General features: G+C 67.0%; 16 protein-coding genes and 1 pseudogene. 7 read left to right on the top strand and 10 right to left on the bottom strand.

Going from position 1 to position 21,061, the window contains the following annotated elements; all coding sequences use genetic code 11:
- Positions 1-58: 58 nt before the first annotated feature.
- From gcvH to sucB, 5 genes are all read right to left on the bottom strand, one after another.
- Positions 59-454, bottom strand: coding sequence for a glycine cleavage system protein GcvH (gcvH, locus tag CGUA_RS08960; RefSeq protein WP_290194869.1), 396 nt, complete (start codon positions 452-454; stop codon positions 59-61).
- Between the two features lie 33 nt (positions 455-487).
- Positions 488-1,594 carry a glycine cleavage system aminomethyltransferase GcvT gene (gene gcvT, locus CGUA_RS08955; RefSeq protein WP_290194867.1) on the bottom strand — a complete coding sequence of 369 codons (1,107 nt, stop codon included), beginning with the start codon at positions 1,592-1,594 and terminating at the stop codon, positions 488-490.
- A gap of 16 nt (positions 1,595-1,610) precedes the next feature.
- Positions 1,611-4,493, bottom strand: a complete 2,883-nt coding sequence (gene gcvP, locus CGUA_RS08950) for an aminomethyl-transferring glycine dehydrogenase (RefSeq protein WP_290194865.1) — start codon at positions 4,491-4,493, stop codon at positions 1,611-1,613.
- Between the two features lie 136 nt (positions 4,494-4,629).
- The gene (locus tag CGUA_RS08945; RefSeq protein ID WP_290194863.1) at positions 4,630-5,685 is read right to left on the bottom strand and encodes a glycine cleavage T C-terminal barrel domain-containing protein; all 1,056 of its coding nucleotides are present in this window, start codon (positions 5,683-5,685) and stop codon (positions 4,630-4,632) included.
- Between the two features lie 170 nt (positions 5,686-5,855).
- Positions 5,856-8,039 carry a 2-oxoglutarate dehydrogenase, E2 component, dihydrolipoamide succinyltransferase gene (sucB, locus tag CGUA_RS08940; RefSeq protein WP_290194861.1) on the bottom strand — a complete coding sequence of 728 codons (2,184 nt, stop codon included), beginning with the start codon at positions 8,037-8,039 and terminating at the stop codon, positions 5,856-5,858.
- A gap of 148 nt (positions 8,040-8,187) precedes the next feature.
- Here sucB and CGUA_RS08935 point away from each other — a divergent pair, with 148 nt between their 5' ends.
- Positions 8,188-8,583, top strand: a complete 396-nt coding sequence (locus tag CGUA_RS08935) for an oxidoreductase (RefSeq protein WP_290194859.1) — start codon at positions 8,188-8,190, stop codon at positions 8,581-8,583.
- Between the two features lie 60 nt (positions 8,584-8,643).
- Here CGUA_RS08935 and CGUA_RS08930 read toward each other — a convergent pair whose 3' ends face one another.
- Positions 8,644-10,245, bottom strand: coding sequence for a leucyl aminopeptidase (locus tag CGUA_RS08930; protein ID WP_290194856.1), 1,602 nt, complete (start codon positions 10,243-10,245; stop codon positions 8,644-8,646).
- Between the two features lie 83 nt (positions 10,246-10,328).
- On the opposite strand from CGUA_RS08930, the gene CGUA_RS08925 reads away from it, so the two are divergent.
- Positions 10,329-11,432, top strand: coding sequence for a branched-chain amino acid aminotransferase (locus CGUA_RS08925; protein WP_290194854.1), 1,104 nt, complete (start codon positions 10,329-10,331; stop codon positions 11,430-11,432).
- 133 nt (positions 11,433-11,565) lie between these two features.
- Here the strand turns inward: CGUA_RS08925 and CGUA_RS08920 are convergent, their stop codons facing one another.
- Both CGUA_RS08920 and CGUA_RS08915 read right to left on the bottom strand, forming a co-directional pair.
- Entirely contained in the window at positions 11,566-12,633 is a 1,068-nt protein-coding gene (locus tag CGUA_RS08920; protein WP_290194852.1) for a nicotinate-nucleotide--dimethylbenzimidazole phosphoribosyltransferase, read from the bottom strand.
- 152 nt (positions 12,634-12,785) lie between these two features.
- Positions 12,786-13,541, bottom strand: coding sequence for a DUF3043 domain-containing protein (locus tag CGUA_RS08915; protein ID WP_290194850.1), 756 nt, complete (start codon positions 13,539-13,541; stop codon positions 12,786-12,788).
- Positions 13,542-13,839: 298 nt separating this feature from the next.
- Between CGUA_RS08915 and CGUA_RS08910 the strand changes: the two genes are divergently transcribed.
- Both CGUA_RS08910 and CGUA_RS08905 read left to right on the top strand, forming a co-directional pair.
- A complete protein-coding gene (locus tag CGUA_RS08910; protein WP_290194849.1) occupies positions 13,840-14,184 on the top strand; it encodes a HesB/IscA family protein in 345 nt (114 codons plus the stop codon).
- A gap of 187 nt (positions 14,185-14,371) precedes the next feature.
- Positions 14,372-15,262: a DUF1266 domain-containing protein gene (locus tag CGUA_RS08905; RefSeq protein ID WP_290194847.1), complete on the top strand. Its 891-nt coding sequence runs from the start codon at positions 14,372-14,374 to the stop codon at positions 15,260-15,262.
- Here the strand turns inward: CGUA_RS08905 and CGUA_RS13195 are convergent.
- Positions 15,222-15,422, bottom strand: a pseudogene (locus tag CGUA_RS13195) (hypothetical protein); the annotation flags it as partial. The gene CGUA_RS08905 and the pseudogene CGUA_RS13195 overlap by 41 nt on opposite strands.
- Before the next feature lie 398 nt (positions 15,423-15,820).
- Positions 15,821-17,752 carry an asparagine synthase (glutamine-hydrolyzing) gene (gene asnB, locus CGUA_RS08900; protein ID WP_290194846.1) on the bottom strand — a complete coding sequence of 644 codons (1,932 nt, stop codon included), beginning with the start codon at positions 17,750-17,752 and terminating at the stop codon, positions 15,821-15,823.
- 575 nt (positions 17,753-18,327) lie between these two features.
- Between asnB and ctaC the strand changes: the two genes are divergently transcribed.
- The 3 genes from ctaC (at position 18,328) to ctaE (ending at position 21,040) form a co-directional block, all read left to right on the top strand.
- Positions 18,328-19,371: an aa3-type cytochrome oxidase subunit II gene (ctaC, locus tag CGUA_RS08895; protein WP_374725074.1), complete on the top strand. Its 1,044-nt coding sequence runs from the start codon at positions 18,328-18,330 to the stop codon at positions 19,369-19,371.
- A gap of 39 nt (positions 19,372-19,410) precedes the next feature.
- A complete protein-coding gene (gene ctaF, locus CGUA_RS08890) occupies positions 19,411-19,842 on the top strand; it encodes an aa3-type cytochrome oxidase subunit IV (RefSeq protein WP_290194842.1) in 432 nt (143 codons plus the stop codon).
- Positions 19,843-20,425: 583 nt separating this feature from the next.
- Positions 20,426-21,040 carry an aa3-type cytochrome oxidase subunit III gene (ctaE, locus tag CGUA_RS08885; RefSeq protein ID WP_290194840.1) on the top strand — a complete coding sequence of 205 codons (615 nt, stop codon included), beginning with the start codon at positions 20,426-20,428 and terminating at the stop codon, positions 21,038-21,040.
- Positions 21,041-21,061 lie beyond the last annotated feature (21 nt).

The following is a 21,061-nucleotide window of genomic DNA, read 5'->3' as shown; positions in this document are numbered from 1 at the left end:
CGCCCCCGCGACACCGCTGGGAAGCGGGGTGGCGGGGGCGGTGGGGGCGTCGAAAAGCCTAGCGCTCCACGTTGTTGGCCTCGGCGTACTCGTCGGCGGTCATGAGCGGGCCGACCTCGGTGACCTCGATCTCGAAGAGCCAGCCCTCGCCGTAGGGATCGTTGTTGATGACGGAATAGTCGTCCTCGATGGCCTCGTTGACGGCGGTGACGGTGCCGGAGACCGGGGCGTAGAGGTCGGAGACGGACTTGGTGGACTCCACCTCACCGCAGGTCTCGGAGTGGGTCAGGGCGTCGCCGACCTCGGGCAGCTCGGCGAAGACGACCTCACCGAGGCGCTCGGTGGCGACGGCGGTGATGCCGACACGGACCGTGTCGCCGGCGGCGACGTCGGGGCCGGCGCTGATCCACTCGTGGTCCTCGGAGTAGGCGAAGTTGTCGGGGATGTTCGTCATGGGGATGGTTCCTTTGTGTATGTGTGGTGCGGGTTACTTACTGGGACGAGTGTAGAACGCTCCGGTGGCGAAGCGGAAGGGATAGCGCTTGCCGCGGATGTCCACCTCGACCTCCCGGCCGTCGTAGTCGCCCCCGGCAGTGACGTGCGCCAGCGCGATCGGGTGGCCGAGGGTCGGGGCGGGCTGGCCGGAGGTGACCACCCCGATCTTCTCCCCGTCGAGGTAGACCTCGGCGCCGGCGCGGGCGGCGCGCTTCTGGTCGGAGACCAGGCCCCGGATCTCGACGGTCTGCTCGCGACCGTCGAGGGCCGCGCGGCCAACGAAGTCGGCCTCCTTCTTGGCCCAGGCGCGCGCCATGCCCGCCTCCAGCGGGGTGATCTCGCGGGAGAGCTCGTTGCCGTAGAGGGGCATGCCGGCCTCCAGCCGCAGGGAGTCGCGCGAGGCCAGGCCGCAGGGGACCAGGTCCTCGCCGCCGGCCTCGGCGACGCGGTTCCACAGCTCGACGGCGTCGGCGTTGGGCACGAAGAGCTCGAAGCCGTCCTCACCGGTGTAACCGGTGCGGGCGACCAGGGCGTCGAATCCGGCGACGGCGGCACGCATGCAGCGGTAGTAGCCGAGCTCGCCCAGCGCGGCGGTGTCCTCCTCCGACATCAGGGAGGAGACGATCCGGGCGGCGTCGGGGCCCTGGACGGCGATCAGCGCGGTCTCGTCGGATTCGTTGGCCAGCGTGACGTCAAAGGCGCCCTGGCGCTCGGTGAACGCCTCCCAGACCACGTCGGTGTTGGAGGCGTTGGGGACGACCAGGAACTCCTCCTCGCCCAGGCGGTAGGTGATGAGGTCGTCGAGGATGCCCCCGTCGGCCTGGACGATCATCGAGTACTTGGCCTGGCCGATCTTGGTGTTTGAGATCGTCGAAATCAGCGCGTAGTCGAGAAAGGCGCCGGCGTCGGGTCCGGTCACGCGGATCTCGCCCATGTGCGAGAGATCGAAGAGACCGGCGGCGGAACGCACCGCGCGGTGCTCCTCGAGCTCGCTGCCGTACTTCAGGGGCATGTCCCAGGCGCCGAAGGGGGTGAAGGACGCGCCCAGATCGCGGTGGATCTGATCGAGCGGGCTGAGCTTGAGCTGGTTGTCACTCATGTCTGTCTCCTGTCGTTTAAGAATCGTCGCTGATGTCGAAGGCCTCGGGCGGCGGGCACGAGCAGACCAGGTTGCGGTCACCGTAGGCCTCGTCGAGGCGGCCGACGGGCGGGAAGTACTTGTTGGTCAGTCCCGTGCGCATGGAGTCGACCGGCCACGCCGCCTGGGCGCGGCTGAACTCGAACGTCCAGTCGTCGGCGGTGACCGCCTGGGCGGTGTACGGGGCGTTGGCCAGGACGGAGGCCTCGTACTCGACGCCGCCGTCGATGATCTCCTGGATCTCGGCGCGGATGGCGACCATCGCCTCGATGAAGCGGTCGATCTCGTTGAGGTCCTCGGACTCGGTCGGCTCGACCATGAGGGTGCCGGCGACCGGGAAGGAGAGGGTGGGGGCGTGGAAGCCGTAGTCGATCAGGCGCTTGGCGACGTCCGTCGCGGTGACCTTCGACTGGTCGGTCAGCTCCCGCAGGTCGAGGATGCACTCGTGGCCGACCAGGCCGTTCTCGCCGGTGTAGAGCACCGGGAAGGCATCACTCAGGCGCGCGGCCAGGTAGTTGGCGGCCAGCACGGCGTGCTGGGTGGCCGCCTTCTGTCCCTCGGCGCCGGTCATGGCGATGTAGGACCACGGAATCTGCAGCACGCCGGCGGAGCCGTAGGCGGTGGACGCCACCGGCACGCCCCGGTCGACAGGGGTCTCCTCGTAGGGATCCGCGGTGGTCGGGTCGGTCGGCAGGAAGGGAACGAGGTGCTCGGCCACGGCGACCGGGCCGACGCCCGGGCCACCGCCGCCGTGCGGGATGGTGAAGGTCTTGTGCAGGTTGAGGTGGCTGACGTCGCCGCCGAACTGGCCCGGCTTGGACAGGCCCGCCAGCGCGTTCATGTTGGCGCCGTCAATGTAGACCTGGCCGCCGGCGGCGTGGACCTTGTCGCACACCTCGCGGATGGTGTCCTCGTAGACGCCGTGCGTGGAGGGGTAGGTGACCATGATGGCGGCGACGCGCTCGCCGTGCTCGCTAAGCTTCGCGTCCAGGTCGGCGAGGTCGATGGAGCCGTCGGTGGCGGTGGCCACCACGACGACGCGCAGGTGGGCGAGCACCGCCGAGGCCGCGTTGGTGCCGTGTGCCGAGGCCGGGATGAGGCAGATGTCGCGCTCCGTGTCGCCGTTGGCGAGGTGGTAGCGCCGAATCGCCAGCAGGCCGGCGAGTTCGCCCTGGGAGCCGGCGTTGGGCTGGACCGACACCTTGGCGTAACCGGTGATCTGGGCGAGCCAGTCCTCCAGCTCCGTGATGAGCTCACGCCAGCCCTCGGTCTGGGAGTCCGGTGCGTAGGGGTGCACGTTGGCGAACTCCGGCCAGGTGATGGTCTCCATGCCCGCGGTCGGGTTGAGCTTCATGGTGCACGAACCCAGCGGGATCATCGTGCGATCCAGCGCCAGGTCCTTGTCGCCCAGCGTGCGGATGTAGCGCATCATCTGGGTCTCGGAGTGAATCGAATTGAAGATCGGGTGCGTCAGCGTCTCGGTCTCCCGCTGGACGGAGCCGGGAATAGCCGTCTCGGCCTCGGCGACGACGGTACCGACGCCGAACACCCCGGCCAGGGCGGCCACGTCCTCCTCGGAGGCGGACTCGCCGAAGGAGACGCCCACGGTGTCGGCGTCAATCGGGCGCACCAGGTAGCCCGCGTCGGCGGCGGCGTCGACGAGCTCCTGGGCCCGGCCCGGAGCCTCGACGGCGACGGTGTCGAAGAACGCGTCATGGCGGACGCTGACGCCACCGTCGCGCAGGGAGGCCGCGAAGCGGGTGGCGCGCTCGTGGACGCGGTTCGCGATGCGCAGCAGGCCGTCGCGACCGTGGTAGACGGCGTACATCGACGCGGTGACGGCCAGCAGCGCCTGGGCGGTGCAGATGTTGGAGGTCGCCTTCTCGCGGCGAATGTGCTGCTCACGAGTCTGTAGCGCGAGGCGGTAGGCGGGACGGCCGTGAGCGTCGACCGAGACGCCGACCAATCGGCCCGGGATCTGGCGCTTGAGCTTGTCCGAGACGGCCATGTACGCCGCGTGCGGGCCGCCGAAGAACAGCGGGACGCCGAAGCGCTGCGAGTTGCCGATGACGATGTCTGCGCCCATCTCGCCCGGGGACTCGAGCAGCATCAGCGACAGCGGGTCCGTCGCCACGGCCGCCAGGCCACCGCGGGAGTGGATGGCGTCGATGACCGGGCGGGGGTCAGTGACCTGGCCCTCGGTGCCGGGGTAGGCGATGAGCACACCCACGAGATCCTCGCCGACGAGGTCGGCGGACAGGTCGGTGATTTCGACCTCGAGCTCGATGGCGCGGGCCCGCTCGGAGGCGACCGCCAGGACCTGCGGGTGCAGACGGGAGTCGAGGATGACGCGACGCCCCTTCTTCACGGCGCGGGACATGAGTCCGACGGCCTCGGCGGCCGCGGACGCCTCATCCAGCAGGGAGGCGTTGGCGACGGGGAGTCCGGAGAGCTCCTGGACCATCGTCTGGAAGCTGAGCAGCGCTTCGAGGCGACCCTGGGAGATTTCCGGCTGGTAGGGGGTGTACGCGGTGTACCAGCCGGCGTCCTCGACGACGCCCCGGCGGATGACCGGCGGGGTCAGCGTGTCGGAGAAGCCCTGCCCGTAGAAGGCCTTGAGTACGACGTTCTTCGCGCCCAGCTCACGCAGGCGGGCCTGGGCGGCCTCCTCGGAGACGGGCTCCGGCAGGACTGGGGCGGCCTCCTGACGGATGGCCGACGGCATCGCGGCGTCCATCAGGGCGTCGAGGGAGTCGTAGCCGAGCACATCGAGCATGTGATCGCGTTCGGTGGAATCGGGACCTAGGTGGCGGGCGATGAAACCGGCAGTGGAGTCAGCCGCTGAAGTCTGAGGGGACATCGAGGTCGTGCTTCTTTCTTGTTGCTCCGACAGGGGTGCCCTTGAGTCTAGTCATCCCAATAACGCGCTTTGAAGGGATCCCTCCCGTCGGTATCCGATTCCCGATGACCTGGGGAAATCCGGCGGGACGGGGGTATTAGCGGGCGTAGAACGGCAGGTCCATGAGAATGAAGGGCTGATTGGCGCCGTTGACCTGTACCTCCACCTCATCACCGGCCGCCGCGGACGCGGCGTCGAGGATGGCGATCGCAATGGTCTGGCCGAAGGTCGGGGAGTGCACGAGGGAGGTGGTTTCGCCGAGGATCTCCTCACCGCGGACGACCAGCCCGGTGGTCAGGGGCTCGGGGATCCCCGCCTTCGCCCGCAGGCCGACGAGTTTCTTCCGCGGCGCCGGGTCCCCGTCGTTGAGCCGGATGAGGTCGGGCAGGGCGATGGTCGAGGAGTACTCGTGACCGTAGACGGGCAGGCCGGCCTCCACCCGGGTGGAGTTGACCGCGTCGGCGCCGACGGGCAGGCCCCCGAGGCTGCGGACGGCCTCGAGCAGCCGCGCCCAGATCCGGGGTGACTCGTCCCGGGGGATGATGAGGTGGAAGCCGTCCTCCCCGCTGAAGGAGAACCGGGTGATGTGGGCCGCGGTCCCGGCGATCCCGGCCCGGCGGATCTGCGGCGTCACCATGTCCCGCACCGCGGAGGCGTCCTCATCCCCGAGCACCGGGAGGAGGGCGTCCAGCGCCCGCGGGCCCTCCACGGCCAGGACCTGGAGCGTGCCACTCTCGTCGGTGACGAGGACGTCCGAGCCCAGCGCCTCGTGGTGCAGGGCGTGGAAGAGGCTGTGGGCCTTGTCGATCCAGGTCAGCAGCAGGTACGCCTCACCGCATCTGTAAACCATCGGGTCCGCGAGGATGCCGCCGAGGTTGTTGGTCAGGTAGGCGTGCGTGCCCTGTCCCTCCTCGAGGCCCTCGGCAGGCATGCCGTCCAGCCGGGCGGCGAGGAACTCCGCCGCGCCCCGGCCGGTGACCTTCGTGATGGCGACAAAGGCCGGGTCCGCCAGACCTGCCGTGGTGCGGAGGGCGTGGTGCTCGGCGACCGGATCGCCGTAGTCGGTCAACAGGTCCCAGGAATGGGCGCCCACGAAGTGGGCGCCCGCCTCCTGCTGCAGGGTAAGCAGGTGGCTGTTGCGGAACGAGGGCATGGTGTCATCCTTCTCGGGGCGGGTGGTCGTCGAGTGTCCAGCCTACTGGGGCCGGGCGGCCTTCCTGTGCATGCGTCCAAGTCTGGCCCGGAAAATGCCGAACCCCGGCACTGCGCCGGGCTCCGGGGGCGGAGTCCGGCGCACGGCCGGGGGTTTGACGCTATAACTTGCTAGAGGTTGAGGTCAGCCTCGAAGTCGGCGGTCTCCAGACGATCCTTGATGGTCTGGACGAATCGTCCGGCGTCGGCGCCGTCGACGATCTGGTGATCGTAGGTGAACGGCAGGTAGCACATCTGGCGGATGGCGATGACGTCGTCACCGTCGATCTGCATGACCACCGGGCGCTTCTCGATCGCGGCGGTCCCCAGGATGCCGGCCTGCGGCGGGGACAGAACCGGGGTGTCGAGCAGGGCGCCCTCGGAACCGATGTTGGTGACCGTGAAGGTCGCGCCGGAGAGGTCGTCCGGGGCCAGGCGCTTGTTGCGGGCCTTGTCGGCCAGCTCACCGATCTCCTTGACGATCTCGACCAGGGACTTGTCCTGGGCCTTCTTGATCACCGGGACGAGCAGGCCCATCGGGGTGTCCACGGCGATGCCGATGTTGACGTCCGCGTGGTAGGTCATCTCCTTGGTCTCGGCGTTGTAGGACGCGTTGACGTTTGGGTGGGAGACCAGGGCCTCGGCGGTGGCCTTGACGATGAAGCCCAGGAAGGTCGGGTTCGCACCATGCTTGTCGACGAAGGCCTGCTTGTTCTTCTTGCGCAGGTCCCAGATGCGGGTCATGTCCACTTCCTGGACATGGGTCAGCTGGGCGGAGGTCTGCAGCGCCTCGACCATCTTGGCGGCCGTGATCTGACGGATGCGGGAGACCTTCTGAGTGGTGCCGATGAGCTCCTGCTTCTCCGGGTCGACCGCACGGGTGGACCAGCGGGCGCGCGGACCGGACTGGGCCGGGGCCGTGGCTTCGGCGGCCGCCGGGGCGGCGTCCTCGGCCGGGGCGGACGCGGCCTTGGCCGCCGCCTCGACGTCCTGCTTCCGGATGCGGCCGCCGACGCCGGTGCCGGTCAGGGAGTTGAGGTCGACGCCGTGCTTCTCGGCGAGCTTGCGCACCAGCGGGGTCACGTAGGGGACGTTGCCGGAATTATTGACCTTGATGGAGGAGGCATTCTCGGCGGCCTCACCGGCCGACGCCGCCGGGGTGGCCTCGGCGGCCGGGGCGGATTCAGCCTTCGGAGCTTCCTGCTTGGGCTTCTCCGACGCCTTCTTCTCTTCCTTCTTCTCCACCTTGGTCGGAGCCGGGGCCGGGGTCTCGGCAGCCTTCTCGGCCGGGGCGGCGTCGGCGTCACCGATGCGGGCGATGACGGCGCCGACCTCGACCTCGTCGTCCTCATCGGCGAGGATCTCGACGATGGTGCCGGCGACCGGGGACGGGATTTCGGTGTCGACCTTGTCGGTGGAGACCTCGAGCAGCGGCTCATCGACCTCGACGGTGTCGCCGACGGACTTCAGCCACTGGGTGATGGTGCCCTCGGTGACGGACTCGCCCAGCTCCGGCATCTGCACGTCGGTGGCGGAACCGGAACCGGAACCGGAGGCGGCCGGAGCGGCCTCCTCGACGGTCTCGTTCTCGTCCTTGGACTCGGCTTCCTCGATGGCGGCCTCGGAGGGGACCTCCGTGGGCTCTGCCTGCTTCTCCTCGGCGGCCGGGGCAGCCTTCTCGGCCGGGGCGGCGTCGGCGTCACCGATGCGGGCGATGACGGCGCCGACCTCGACCTCGTCGTCCTCATCGGCGAGGATCTCGACGATGGTGCCGGCGACCGGGGACGGGATTTCGGTGTCGACCTTGTCGGTGGAGACCTCGAGCAGCGGCTCGTCGACCTCGACGGTGTCGCCGACGGACTTCAGCCACTGGGTGATGGTGCCCTCGGTGACGGACTCGCCCAGCTCCGGCATCTGCACGTCGGTGGCGGAACCGGAACCGGAACCGGAGGCGGCCGGAGCGGCCTTCGGCTTGTCCTCAGACTGCTCCTGGGCAGGGGCCTCGGACTGCTCTTCGGCGGCCGGCTCCTCAGCCTGCTCGGACGAGTTCGAACCGGAGTCGCCTGCGGGCGCCTCGCCTTCCTCACCGATAATGGCGATGACAGATCCGACCTCGACCTCGTCATCCTCCTCGGCCTTGATTTCCAGCAGGACGCCGGAAACGGGGGAAGGGATTTCAGTGTCGACCTTGTCGGTCGACACCTCCAGCAACGGCTCGTCAGCCTCGACGGTGTCACCGACGGACTTCAGCCACTGGGTAATGGTGCCCTCAGTGACTGACTCGCCCAGTTCGGGCATCTCAACGGAGTAGGCCATGTGTTCAGACTCCTCGCAGGTTAAAAAGTTTTTGGAAGCGAATAGAGCCAAGACTACCGATAAACCGCCGGAGTCGGCATATGAACCCCACCCAACGTGGGATTCGGGGTAGGGGCAGGGGTGAACCGATCAACCGTATGATGGGGGAGTGTTCAATTTGTTCGGCCGTCGGCGCTCCCGCACCTCCATCAAGCCGCCCCGGGGCCCGGGCGACACCATCCGCCCCGCCGACCGCAAGGCCCTCGTCGACTGGGCCGCTGGCCGGCCCTTCGTCGAGGCCTACGTTGAGCCGGAGACGATGCTCAACGAGATGTCGGTGGTGCTGGTCGACCAGCACGGCGAGTTCATCCGCCGGCGCATCGGCGGCCCGAAGGGGATCGGCGCGGTGTCCCGGGCGCTGGGCGTCCCGGTCTACGACGTCGAGGAGACCGGTTACCCAGACCGTATGCGGCGGCGCATCGAGCGCGATCGCATCCTGCGCAAACGAGCTGAGGCGCGGGAGCGTCGACGCAGGTTCGAAAGAGGGGAAAACCCCTACTCCTGATTCAGGGTAGGGGCAAGGCTTGTCGACGCTCCCACGTTCCGGCGTCGTCAAGCGTTCCTTCTAGGTGCGCTCGCCCGCCAGGTCCGCCAGCAGCGCCAGAATGGTGCGCACCGGCTGCCCCGTCGCGCGCTTCGGGGTGTAGCCGCGCGGGCCTCCGTCGTTCCAGGACGGGCCCGCGATGTCGATGTGGGCCCACTCGATGTCCTCGCCCACGAACTTTTCGAGATAGGTGCCCGCGAAGACCATGCCGCCGTGCCGGGAGTTGTGGGAGTTTCGGATGTCGGCGACCATCGACTTGATCTCCTTGTCGTGCTCCTCCAGCAGCGGCATGGACCAGGCGTTCTCACCGACCGCGCGGCCGGTCGCGGCGACACGGTCGCGGAACTCCTCGGTGCCCATGACCGCGGCGGTGCGCACGCCCAGGGCGACCAGCTGGGCGCCGGTCAGAGTGGAAGCCTCGACCAGGTACTGCGGCTTGTCCTCGCTGGCGCGCGCGATGGCGTCGGCGAGCACCAGCCGACCCTCGGCGTCGGTGTTGATGATCTCGCTGGTGATGCCCCCGTAGTGCGTGATGACGTCACCCGGGCGGGTCGCGGTGCCGGAGGGCATGTTCTCCGCCAGGGCGACGGTGGCGGTGACGTTGACGCCCAGCCCCAGGCGGGCGGCGGCGATGACGGCGGCGGCCATGGCGGCGGAACCGCCCATGTCGGAGATCATGTTCTCCATGGACGCCGGCGGCTTCAGGGAGATGCCGCCGGTGTCGAAGGTGATGCCCTTGCCCACCAGCGCGATCTGCGGGGCCTTCTTGGCACCCTTGGCGGGGGTGTAGGACAGGCGCACGACCCGCGGGGGGCGGGCCGAGCCCTGGCCGACGGCCAGCACGCCGCCGAAGCCCTGCTTCCGCAGCGCCTTCTCGTCGAGGACCTCGACCTCCAGACCGGCCTCCTCGCCGAGGGCGGCGAGCAGCTCGGCGTAGTTCTCCGGGTAGAGGTGGCTGGCCGGGGTGTTGACCAGGTCGCGGGCGGTGATGACGGCCTCGGCGGTGATGCGACCGGTGTCCACGGCAGTCTCGGCGGCGTCCCCGTCCCGATCCTCGTCGACGACGACGGTGTAGACCTGCTCGGTGACCTTCCCGTCCTTCGCCGCCCCGGTCCCGTCCTCATCCTTCGCCGACTCCTGCGCGGAGCGGATGCCCTTGTAGGCGTAGCCGCCCAGCATGAGACCCTCGACGAGGGCCTGCACGGAATCCAGCGCGGGCGTGACGGCGACGGTGCGCAGCTTCGAGGAGGCCAGCGAGCGGGCGAGGCACCCGCTCGCGCGGCGCACGGTCTCATCGGTGAGCTCCTCCGGATCGCCCAGACCCACCGCGACGATGACGTCGACGTCCACCTCGGCCGGAGCCGGGATGCGGGTGATCTCCTCGGCCTTGCCGGTGGCGCCGACGGCGGTGAGCGCCTCGTAGGTGGCGCGGAGCGCGACGTCATCGAGCAGGCGGGTCGTCGGCAGCTCCGGGGACTCCTCCCCGGAGAACAGGTGGACGACGTAGGCGTCCGCCTTCTTCGGGGCCTTCTTCGCCAGCTTCACCTCCGGGTAGGTGCCGTGGGCCGGGAGAGCGACGGCGTCGGTGTCGGCGACAGCGTCCTTGGACGAGGACTTGGCCATGAAAAACTCCTTCTGCTGGGGTGGTACTCGAACGTGCCCACCAGCTTATCGACGCGCCGCAGCCCAGGGGTAAGGTGCAGGCCATGACGTCTCTAGAATTTTCCATCACGAAGAACCCGTCGCCGGTTACGGATGAGGCGCGTGACGCGATCCTCGCAAACCCGGCTTTTGGCAAGAACTTCACCGACCACATGGTCACCATCGAGTGGGACGAGGACAACGGCTGGCACAACGCCCAGGTCCGTCCCTACGCCCCGATCCCGATGGACCCGGCCACCACGGTCTTTCACTACGGCCAGGCCATCTTCGAGGGCATCAAGGCATACCGCCAGCCGGACGGCTCCATCGCCACCTTCCGTCCGGAGGAGAACGCCCGCCGCTTCCAGCGTTCCGCCGCCCGGATGGCGATGCCCGAACTGCCCGTCGAGACCTTCGTCGAGTCCATCCGTCAGCTCGTCGACGTGGACCGTGACTGGGTCCCGGCCGCCGGCGGCGAAGCCGCGCTGTACCTGCGCCCGTTCATGATCTCCACCGAGGTCTCCCTCGGTGTGAGCCCGGCCGACAAGTACACCTACTTCGTCATCGCCTCGCCCTCCGGCGCCTACTTCAAGGGCGGGATAAAGCCCGTCAGCGTTTGGCTGAGCGAGGAGTACACCCGCGCCGCCCCGGGAGGCACCGGCGAGGCCAAGTTCGCCGGCAACTACGCCGCCTCGCTTCTCGCGCAGGCCCAGGCGGAGCAGAAGGGCTGCGATCAGGTCGTCTGGCTTGACGCCATCGAGCACAAGTACATCGAGGAGATGGGCGGCATGAACCTGCTGTTCGTCTACCGTGACGGCGAGACCGCCAAGATCGTCACCCCGGAACTCTCCGGCTCCCTGCTCGCCGGCGTCACCCGTGACTCCCTGCTCCAAGTCGCCCGCGACCTGGGTTATGAGACGGAGGAACGCCGCATCTCCACCCAGGAATGGCATGACGCCGCAACCTCCGGCGAGATGACGGAAGCCATGGCCTGCGGCACTGCCGCCGTGCTGACCCCGGTCGGCCGCGTCCTGTCCGCCCACGGCGAGTTCACCGTCAACGACAACCGGCCGGGTGACGTCACCATGGCCATGCGCGAACGCCTCACCGGCATCCAGCGCGGCGTTGTCGAGGACCTCCACGGTTGGGTCCACACCCTGGTGAAGTAATCGTCGCCCACCCCGCCACTCGAACCTCCACCCGCAGGTCACGGTGGCACCTCTAGAGACACGTATCTGGTAAGAATCCCTCCCCGCGGCACCGGGCACCCTGGTTGCCGCGGGGAGGGGCTTTTTCCTCCCCTTACTCCTCCTCAGGTTCCCGCTCTGCGTCGTCGCCCGCCCGCAGCGCCGCCTCATCGCCGGCCAACTCGATGGCCGAGGTGATCAGGGGAAGCGCGGCCAGGGCGCCGACGCCCTGTCCCGTCGTCATTTCCAGGGCGAGCAGAGGAGTGAGGTCCAGCTTCTGCAGCGCCAGCAGATGGGCCGGTTCCGGGGTCAGTTGCCCGGCGATGAACCACTGGGCGGCGCCGTCGGCAAGCCGGTGGACGAGGTAGGCGGCGACGGTGACCGGCGCGCCGTCGAGAAGCACCGGGGTGCGTCGGCTGACGGCCTGGCCGATGAAACCGACCAGCGCGGCGATATCCGGCGAGCCGATCCTGCGCAGCACCTCCAGCGGCTCGGCCCGCAGGTGGCGCACCCGGAACATCGCGTCCCGGATGACGGCGACCTTGCGCTTCCACATCTCGTCGTCGGCCCCGGAACCCGGGCCCACGACCGCGACCGGTTCCGTCCGCGTGAACATTCCCATCAGGGCCGCCGCGACGGTGGTGTTGCCCACCCCGAGGTCTCCGGGAATGAGCAGGTCCGCACCGGCGTCGATCTCCTGGTCGGCGACCTTCCTGCCGATCTCCAGGGCACGCTCCAGTTGCCCGGCGTCCATCGCGTCCGTCACGTCGATGGCGCCGCTGGACCGGCTCACCCGCTCCTCGCCCCAGGCCTCGTGATCGAGGGAGACGTCGACCAGACGCACCGTGGCGTCGGCCGCACGCGCCATGGACTGCACGGCCCCGCCACCGGCCCGGATTTCCGTGGCCTGCTGAAGCGAGGCCCCCGGCGAATAGGCTGAAATCCCGCGTTCGGCGATGCCGTGATCACCGGCGAAGACCACCACGCGCGCCTGGGTGATGGGGCGGGGCGGAACCTCACCGTGCCACCCGGCGGCCAGTACGCCCACCGCGGCGAGCCGACCGTAGGAGCGGCCCCGCGGAGTGGACGCGAGCAGCTCCGCCATCCGGATCTGCGAGCCTTCGTCCGGGGCCTGGACGGGGCCGAACGGGGCAGAGATACCGGTGGGTGGGGTCGCGTCCATGGGACAGGCTCCTTCAGGCGATGTTCAGGCGGATCAGGTGACGTCGCTGCCCCGGACCCGGGGCGGAAACGACACGCACCCCACACAGCCTAGTGGGCCAGGCGGTGCGGGGTGCGGTGGAGACGGTGCGGCGGGAGGTGCCTACGCCCCGTTTACACGGTGTCGCCGCGCTTGACGCGGGGGCGCGGGGTGCGCCAGCGACGTGGCTGGGAGGCACGGGAGAAGGCGTAGAAACCGAGGCCGAATCCGGCCTGGGCGGTACCCGGGAAGCGGTTGCGGACCGCACGGTTGGCTCCGCGGCCGATCAGGATGCCCTCCACCAGCAGGTAGAGGATGAAGATCATGCCCACGATCGAGGAGGCGGAGGCCACCGCCGGGGCGAAGGTGCCCACCACCATGATCATAAGGAGAATGAAGGCGCCCGGCATGACCCACTCGGCCAGGAAGCGGCGGGAGTCGACCCAGTCACGGACGAAACGCTTCTCCTCGCCACGGTCATTGGCCGGCAGGTAGCGTTCGTCGCCGGCCGCCATCCGCTCCTGCTGGATGCGGTTGCGCTCGCGGGTCTCCTCGCGCTCCCTCTTCTTGTAGTCCTTCCACTCCTCCTTGGACATGGACTTCTTCAGCTCCTTGCGGCGCTGGGAAGCCTGTGCGGTGGACATGGCGTTGGGATCGCGGATGACGCCGCGCTGAATCTCCTGCTCGCGTCGCGACGGCGTCGCGCGGCCCTTCGGCGGGGTGTAGCCCTTCGGGTGCTTGCCCGGCTCGTCAGCGGGCACGGAGCCTACGGGGTCGTCGACTGCGGCACCGCCGGTGACCTTCGTCGATCCACCGGAGCCCACGGGCTTCCGCCCGGAGTCGGTCGAGTCAGTGCCATCGCCATCAGTTTTCTGCCACGGGAGTTTCACAGTCATCAGGGTACAAGGCTCCGGGGTGATTTCGGGAATAACTCGGACTCGCCGAGCGTTGCACAGGGTGCATCCGCAGCATCCTTTTCACATTCAGCGGGATCGCCAGCCCGTTTTCCGCGGATACCCGGCCCCGGCGGGGGACTCCCAGAGCTCGAGGCACCCGGCGGGTTCCCTGAATGTGACGACAGGAGTATTGTGGGCCACAACAGACGACATTTATCCGGCAAAAGTCGGAGGAATGTCTCGGACACTAAGACGAGAAGTCTCTTCAGGAAGGTACTAAGGAGAAGCTTTCATGACTGCCCCGACCTCTAACACCGGCGTTATCCTCTCCGAGGCTGCGGCCTCCAAGGCCAAGGCCCTGCTCGACCAGGAGGGTCGCGACGACCTTTCCCTGCGTATCGCCGTCCAGCCGGGCGGCTGTGCAGGCCTGCGCTACCAGCTCTACTTCGACGACCGATCGCTGGACGGCGATCAGGTCGACAATGTCGCAGGCGTGAGCCTGGTCGTGGACAAGATGTCCGTGCCGTACCTGGCCGGCGCCACCATCGACTTCGCCGACACCATCGAGTCCCAGGGCTTCACCATTGACAACCCGAACGCCGGTGGCTCCTGCGCCTGCGGAGACTCCTTCAACTAACCTCTCTTTTCGCCACTCGCCCCGCCGTCACGATTCGGTGGGGCGGGAGCATTTTCCGGTCAGCAAAACCCTATCTATAATTTTTTTCACACAGCATCCACGTATAAAACTCCCCCAGTCTGACAGGTCGCTGTGAGGCTCGCCCCAGCTGGTGGTGCATTCGGGGACGTGTCATATTGTGGGGGACATGCACCCGTTCATCGCCTTCACCGACGAGCATTCCATCACCACCTACGAGGAGTTCCTCCATCACCCGCTGCTGCTGACCAACACCAAGTTTCAGCGGATGATGCCCTCCTACCTCCTGTGGTCGAATGCTCTGGACGGACAGCTGCAGCGCGGCTTCGCGGCCAGTGTGCCGATGGCGACCGTTCTGGACGCGCGCTACGTCGACGGCCCCGACAAGGTCGTCGAACCCAAGGGATGGTTGTCCCGGACGGCGGGCAACTGCGAGTACACGGGCCTGACCGCGCTGCTGAAGAAATCCTGGGGCATCGAGACCAAGGCGGACCTGATGTCGAACATCGGTGAGCTGGCGACGAAGATGGAGGAGCAGGTCCTGGCCTACGACGTGTTGCACCCCGAGATCGTCCAAGTGGCGGAAGAACCCCGGCCACAACGGGCGGCGAAGGCCGCGCAGTTGGAGGCCACCGCCGTCGCCCGAGGCCGGGACGCGGGAATGGGGGAGGGGTTCGCCCGCCGGTGGTGGGATAAACTGACCGCCCCCTTCCTGGAGGACATCGCAGACCTGGCCCTGCCCCCGGCGAAGCGGTTGCCGAGGACGCTGCTCGCCTGGAACATCAAGCGACTGTCCGTGCTGGCCTGGGCCGGTACTCGCGTCGGGCTGGCCACCGTCACGGACGTGGAGCCCTACCTGCGGGCCATGACGGTCATGAACCAGGAACGCTATCGCGACTGGAGAGAGTTCCAGGACGCCTATCACCTGGCCCGCCGGTACTGGATCGGCGACACCGAAAAGAACTTCGACGATCAGATCGCCGGCGCATGGATGCTGCGGCACGGTCACTCGCCCTGGGTCATCCTGCCGCTGCGCGGCAACAACTCCGAGTCCAGCTGACGCTGAACCGGCCCTCGAGAAGCACGTCGGGCGCAATCGCCGGCATCCTGGCACCGAAGACACCCGGGTAGAGCTCATGAGTGGCCACGGGCCAGCGCACCTCGCGGTCGGTCACCGGGGTGTCCGAGACGGCGTACGTGACGCCGACCGCATAGGCGACGTAACGGAAATCCTGTTAATCAGGATCCCCCCGGCTGGTTGCGGTCCAGGCCGCCCGCCAGGCCGGAGCCGATTGAGGCGTACCGCCCGCCTGAACACGAGGCGTACCAGGGGTCCGTTGACCCCGATGCCGGCCGGTGCAATGACGGACTCCACCACCTTGAGGCTGTCATCCGTTGTGGATCCCCCTTCGCGCCCGCAGGCCCATCACCCCGCAGGAGGCCAGGGTGGGGGCAGCGGCAGGATACCGCTGGTGGCGGGGGAGCGGTCTCGCCCGACGCGTGCTCCCGGGCCACCGCCGCGTCCAGGCCACGAACCGCCCGCCCCGCCATAACGTCGGAGGTGACGGCGGCGAACCGACCACCTTCTTGGGGCCTGACGAGGCCGGTGCCCCCGTCCCTAGAGCTTCACCGGGTAGTCGCGCTCCTCGATGTCCGGGGTGATGCGCTTCTCGACGAAGATTCCGTGCCAGACCATGAAGCACAGGACCGTCCACAGGCGGCGGGAGTGGTCGGAGACGCCGTCGCGGTGCTCCTTGAGCATCTCCAGGACCTCCTTCTTGTTGAAGATGTCCTCGGTCTGGGACTCGGTGATGGTGTCCTGCGCCCACCCGAAGAGCTCTTCGCCGGCGAGCCAATGGCGCATCGGCACCGGGAAACCCAGCTTCCTGCGGTGCAGCACGTGCGGCGGAACGATCTGCTCCAGGGCCTTGCGCAGAGCGTATTTCGTCGTGCCGTTGGCGATCTTCAGTTCGTGCGGGATGGTCTGGGCGACCTCGAAGACCTCCTTGTCCAGGAAGGGGACCCGCAGCTCGAGGGAGTTGGCCATGTTGATCTTGTCGGCCTTGACGAGGATGTCGCCGCGCATCCAGGTGAACAGGTCCAGGTGCTGCATCCGTGCCACCGGATCCATGCCCAGCTCCTTGGAGACCTGGTAGATCGGCGCGGTGACCTCCCTGTGGTCCCACTCGGGCTTGGCCCAGGGCAGGACGCGCTCGAGCTGCTCGTAGGTGAAGTTGCGGGCGTTGCCGTAGTAGCGATCCTCCATCGGCTGGGTTCCCCGGTCGAGAAGGGACTTGCCCTTCATCCCGTCCGGCAGCATCTGACCGAGCGTGCGCAGGCCCCTGAGCATCGGGTCCGGAATCTTCTCGAAGGGCGCCAGGGACAGCGGCTCCTTGTAGATGGTGTAACCGCCGAAGAGTTCGTCCGCGCCCTCGCCGGAGAGAACCACCTTGACGTGCTTACGGGCGGTTTCTGCCACGAAGTAGAGCGGCACCAGCGAGGGGTCGGCGACCGGGTCGTCGAGGTACCACATGATCTTCGGGATGGCGGTGGCGTACTCCTCCGGGGAGACGACCTTGACGATGTGCTCGGCCCCGATCGCTTCGGCGGATTCCGCCGCGACGTCGATCTCGGAGTAACCCTCGCGCTCGAAGCCGGTGGTGAAGGTCAGCAGATCCGGGTTGTACTTCTTGGCCAGGGCGGCGATGGCGGTGGAATCGATGCCGCCCGAGAGGAAGGAGCCCACGGTCACGTCGGCACGCATGTGCTTGGCGACGGAATCGTCCAGGACCTCGGCGATGCGGTCGAACAGGGCCTGCTCGGAACCCTTCGGCACCGAACGCACCTCGAACGTCGGCTTGAAGTAGCGCTCGGAGACGACGGTGCCGCCCGGCTTCAGGGTCACCGTGCAGCCCGACTCCACCCGGCGGATGCCGGCGTGGAGACTTTCCGGTTCGGGGGTGTACTGCAGATCCACGTAGTGCTGAACCGCCCGGCGGTCAAGGGTGAGGTCCAGACCGAGGGGCTCGGCCATCTCCAGGATCGACTTCTTCTCGGAGGCGAACACTGTGCCCGCGTCGGTGGTGGCGTAGTACAGCGGCTTGATGCCGAACTGGTCCCGGGCCGCGAACATGGTGTCCGTCTCGGTGTCCCAGATGACGAAGGCGAACATGCCGCGCAGGTGCTCGACCACCTTCTCGCCCCAATGGTGGAAGCCGACGACGATCGTCTCCGAGTCCCCCGAAGTGCGGAACTCGTAACCGCCCAGCGACTGCAGCTGCGCACGCAGCTCAATGTAGTTGTAGATCTCGCCGTTGAACGTCATCGCGTAACGCTCGGGGTTCTCCTCCGGGCCCCACCGCAGGGGCTGGTGGGAGTGGGCGAGGTCGATGATCGACAGACGGTTGAAGCCGAAGACCGCCTTATCGTCGTGCCAGGTGCCGGCAGCGTCGGGGCCACGGTGGCGCATACAGGGCAGACCGCTCTCGACGGCGTTCACGAACTCGGCGCCGTTACCGTCGGTGGTCAGCATGGCGAGAAGACCGCACATGTAAAACTCTCTTCCTTATATATAAGGTGCAGATCCGGTGCCACCGACCGGGCCGGCCCGATGCGGTGGCTCGGCAGGACGGGCCTGCGCGGGCGAATCGGTCCGGACCACGGTGGAGGCAGCCGGATTGGTTGCAGCCCACTTTAGGCGGTGGGGGGCCATGGTCCCACCTGCCACCCCGGGATCGCGGCCGGGCCGGAAGCGCCGGCGGCGGGCATGTCGGCGAGGTGAAATACTTCAACCTTTCGGCAGGCCCCGAACGGGTTCCAACTAAAGGATGAGGCCGGGAAGTCCGGCTGTGCCTTCCCTCACAGGGAAAGTGTGCGGTGGATCCCCCGTGGTCACGCGCCACCTGCGTAAGGTCGCTCCGACTCAATGAAAAGGCTGACCCGTGACGTAGGGGTTAACGGATATCAGTAGAGAAACGGAGGCTGCTTAACGTCAGCCTTCCACTAATGTTTTGGGATAGGAATGCCAGCAAGACTGGCATTGTGACGTTTGTGTGGACAGGAAGGCAGACACACGTGGAACAGCGAAAGAAGCACGGCTTCTCCCGCAAGGCACTCCTTGGCGGCATGGTCGCCCTGGGTGCACTGGCACTGACCGGTTGTGAGGTGGCCCCTCCGGAGGCCGTTTCCAACGTTCTCGACATGGGTTGGCCGGACCCGATCACTCCCGAGGGCGAGTCCATGTACAACTTCTGGGTGTGGGTCTGGGTGACCGCCTGGATCATCGGCATCATCATGTGGTCCCTGTTCCTGACCGCCATCGTGCGCTGGAACCGCAAGGCCAAGGAGAAGAAGGGTGAGGGCGAGTTCCCCAAGCAGCTTCAGTACAACGTTCCGCTCGAGCTCGTCCTGACGGGCGCGCCGATCGTCATCGTCATGGTGCTGTTCTTCTTCACCGTCCAGGCACAGACCAAGGTCGTCGCGCTGGACAAGGACCCGCGGGTCACCGTCGACGTCACCGCGTTCCAGTGGAACTGGAAATTCGGCTACCAGAACGTCGCGGCGGAACTCAGCCCGACCGGTTCCGAGTACGTGGGCACCGACGAGGGCCGCAACGCTCTCGCGGAGGAGTCCGCCTTTGATCCGGAGGGCGTCGCCAACCCGAACCCCATCCACGGCAAGTCCAAGGGTGACCAGTCTTACCTGAACTTCAACGAGGTGGAGACCCTCGGTACCACCGAGGAGATTCCGGTCCTGGTTCTGCCGGCAGACACCGCCATCGAGTTCCGTCTCGCTTCCGGCGACGTCTCCCACGCGTTCTGGGTTCCCGAGTTCCTCTTCAAGCGTGACGTCTACGCTCACCCGGAGGCCAACCAGCAGCAGCGCGCATTCCAGGTCGAGTCCATCGAGGAGGGTGCATTCGTCGGCCGCTGTGCGGAGATGTGCGGCACCTACCACGCCATGATGAACTTCGAGCTGCGCGTCGTCCCGGCGGAGGACTTCACCGATTACATGGAGTACCGCATCGCCAACCCGGAGGCACCGAACTCCGAGGCGCTGGCTTCCATCGGCCAGGAGCCGTACGCCGTGACCACCCAGCCGTTCAACTCTGATCGCGCCACCCGCGACGGTGAGAACGCCCGCGACAACAACGCCGCCTACAACGCTTAATCCACCGATCGATTGCATTAAAGAAAAGGAGTATAAACAATGCGCCCAGGTGCAAAAATCATGTTCTCGATCGCGGCGTTCCTCGGCATCGTCGCTCTGGTCTACATCTTCTCCACCATGTGGGTTCAGGATGACGCCTTCCTCTACGGACTCGAGTACACCGGCTCCATCGCCATCCTCCTCGCCTTCCTGCTGGCCATGATGCTCGGCGGCTACCTTCAGTTCACGGGCAACCGCATCGACACCCTCCCGGAGGACTGGGAGGAGGCGGAGGTCGAGGACAAGGCTGGCGTCCTGGGCTTCTTCTCGCCGGGTTCCATCTGGCCCTTCGCGATGTCCCTGGCAGTCGGTGTCCTCGGTCTCGGCCTGGTCTTCATGTACTTCTGGATGATCGCCCTCGGTGCGATCATGCTCATCTGGGCCTCCACCATGCTCTCCCTGCAGTACGGTATGCCGAAGGAAAAGCACTGATAGCCTGACCGGGCCGTGCCTCCCGCCCGTCAACGTCACGACGTCCCCTCCACCGGGTTTCCGGGGAGAGGGGACGTTGACGTTTTCCGGCCGGCCTAGATTAGGCATGGCCGGGTGTCGGTCATGTCCGAATCGGGGGTGTGGGGGAACGGTGCCTGCGGGTGATCTGCCCCTGACTGTCTGGATACTGTAAACCCGCTTCCAGCCCGCCGATCGTTCCTTGCCTAGTCGCATAAAACCGCACCTCAGGCAGGGGGTCAACCGAAAGTTTGGAACCTGCAGGAACGGTGGGGTCATTCTGTGATTTCAATCTCGAAGGGTTCCTGGGGCCCCTCTTCGGCAGGTCAGGTAGGGGTGGGGCCCGCCCCCGGTATCCACCGCTCGGACACGCGCCGATGCCCGTCCGACGTGACCTGCGTGGATGCGGAGGTCGGATGGTCAGGCAGGAAAGTTCCCGAGTGCCTCCAAAAGTTCGGGAGCCTGTTTGGAGGCCACTAAAACCGCTGGTTGGGGTGAAATATCTCCCGATAAGTCGGGGGTAGTCGAGGTGACTTCCCGCCGGAATCCGTCCATACTGTTAGGCGTGACGAGCGCAGTTTCTAACCAAGGTATGGCAACACCACAGCGTGTTCCGGCACTGAATCGACCCAATGTCGTCAGTGTCGGCACGATTGTGTTTCTTGCCCAGGAGTTGATGTTCTTCGCCGGCCTGTTCGCGATGTACTTCACGTCGCGCGCCAACGGCATGCAGGGAGATTGGACAGAGCACACAGCTCTCGTGAATGTGCCACTCGGCATCATTGTCACGCTGGTCCTGGTCTCCTCGTCTGTCACGGCACAGTTCGGTGTGTTTGCGGCCGAAAGGGGTGACGTATACGGCCTCCGCAAGTGGTTCGCGGTCACGATCCTTCTCGGCGTGATCTTCCTCGGACTGGTCGCCTTTGAGTGGTACGAGATGATCCACCACGGCATCACCATCCAGGCGAGTGTCTACGGTTCGGTGTTCTACATCCTGACCGGCTTCCACATGGCTCACGTGACCGCCGGCATCATCGCATTCGTGGTGATTCTGCTGCGAATCTCCAAGTCGAAGTTCACCCCGGCCCAGGCCACCGCCGCCATGGCTGTGTCCTACTACTGGCACTTTGTTGACGTCATCTGGATCGGCGTCTTCATCATCATCTACTTCGTCCAGTAGCACGACCCACTCACTTTCCGA

This window comes from Corynebacterium guangdongense (assembly GCF_030408915.1).
In the GTDB taxonomy this organism is placed as follows: Bacteria; Actinomycetota; Actinomycetes; order Mycobacteriales; family Mycobacteriaceae; genus Corynebacterium; species Corynebacterium guangdongense.
Note: the sequence above shows the minus strand (reverse complement) of the source record. Positions and strands in the feature narration are given on the sequence as shown.

Excerpts from the sequence above, each read along its gene's own strand:
- gcvH (WP_290194869.1), bottom strand. The coding sequence starts at position 454 with ATGACGAACATCCCCGACAACTTCGCCTACTCCGAGGACCACGAGTGG.
- gcvT (WP_290194867.1), bottom strand. The coding sequence starts at position 1,594 with ATGAGTGACAACCAGCTCAAGCTCAGCCCGCTCGATCAGATCCACCGC.
- gcvP (WP_290194865.1), bottom strand. The coding sequence starts at position 4,493 with ATGTCCCCTCAGACTTCAGCGGCTGACTCCACTGCCGGTTTCATCGCC.
- CGUA_RS08945 (WP_290194863.1), bottom strand. The coding sequence starts at position 5,685 with ATGCCCTCGTTCCGCAACAGCCACCTGCTTACCCTGCAGCAGGAGGCG.
- sucB (WP_290194861.1), bottom strand. The coding sequence starts at position 8,039 with ATGGCCTACTCCGTTGAGATGCCCGAACTGGGCGAGTCAGTCACTGAG.
- CGUA_RS08930 (WP_290194856.1), bottom strand. The coding sequence starts at position 10,245 with ATGGCCAAGTCCTCGTCCAAGGACGCTGTCGCCGACACCGACGCCGTC.
- CGUA_RS08925 (WP_290194854.1), top strand. The coding sequence starts at position 10,329 with ATGACGTCTCTAGAATTTTCCATCACGAAGAACCCGTCGCCGGTTACG.
- CGUA_RS08920 (WP_290194852.1), bottom strand. The coding sequence starts at position 12,633 with ATGGACGCGACCCCACCCACCGGTATCTCTGCCCCGTTCGGCCCCGTC.
- CGUA_RS08910 (WP_290194849.1), top strand. The coding sequence starts at position 13,840 with ATGACTGCCCCGACCTCTAACACCGGCGTTATCCTCTCCGAGGCTGCG.
- CGUA_RS08905 (WP_290194847.1), top strand. The coding sequence starts at position 14,372 with ATGCACCCGTTCATCGCCTTCACCGACGAGCATTCCATCACCACCTAC.
- asnB (WP_290194846.1), bottom strand. The coding sequence starts at position 17,752 with ATGTGCGGTCTTCTCGCCATGCTGACCACCGACGGTAACGGCGCCGAG.
- ctaC (WP_374725074.1), top strand. The coding sequence starts at position 18,328 with ATGGTCGCCCTGGGTGCACTGGCACTGACCGGTTGTGAGGTGGCCCCT.
- ctaF (WP_290194842.1), top strand. The coding sequence starts at position 19,411 with ATGCGCCCAGGTGCAAAAATCATGTTCTCGATCGCGGCGTTCCTCGGC.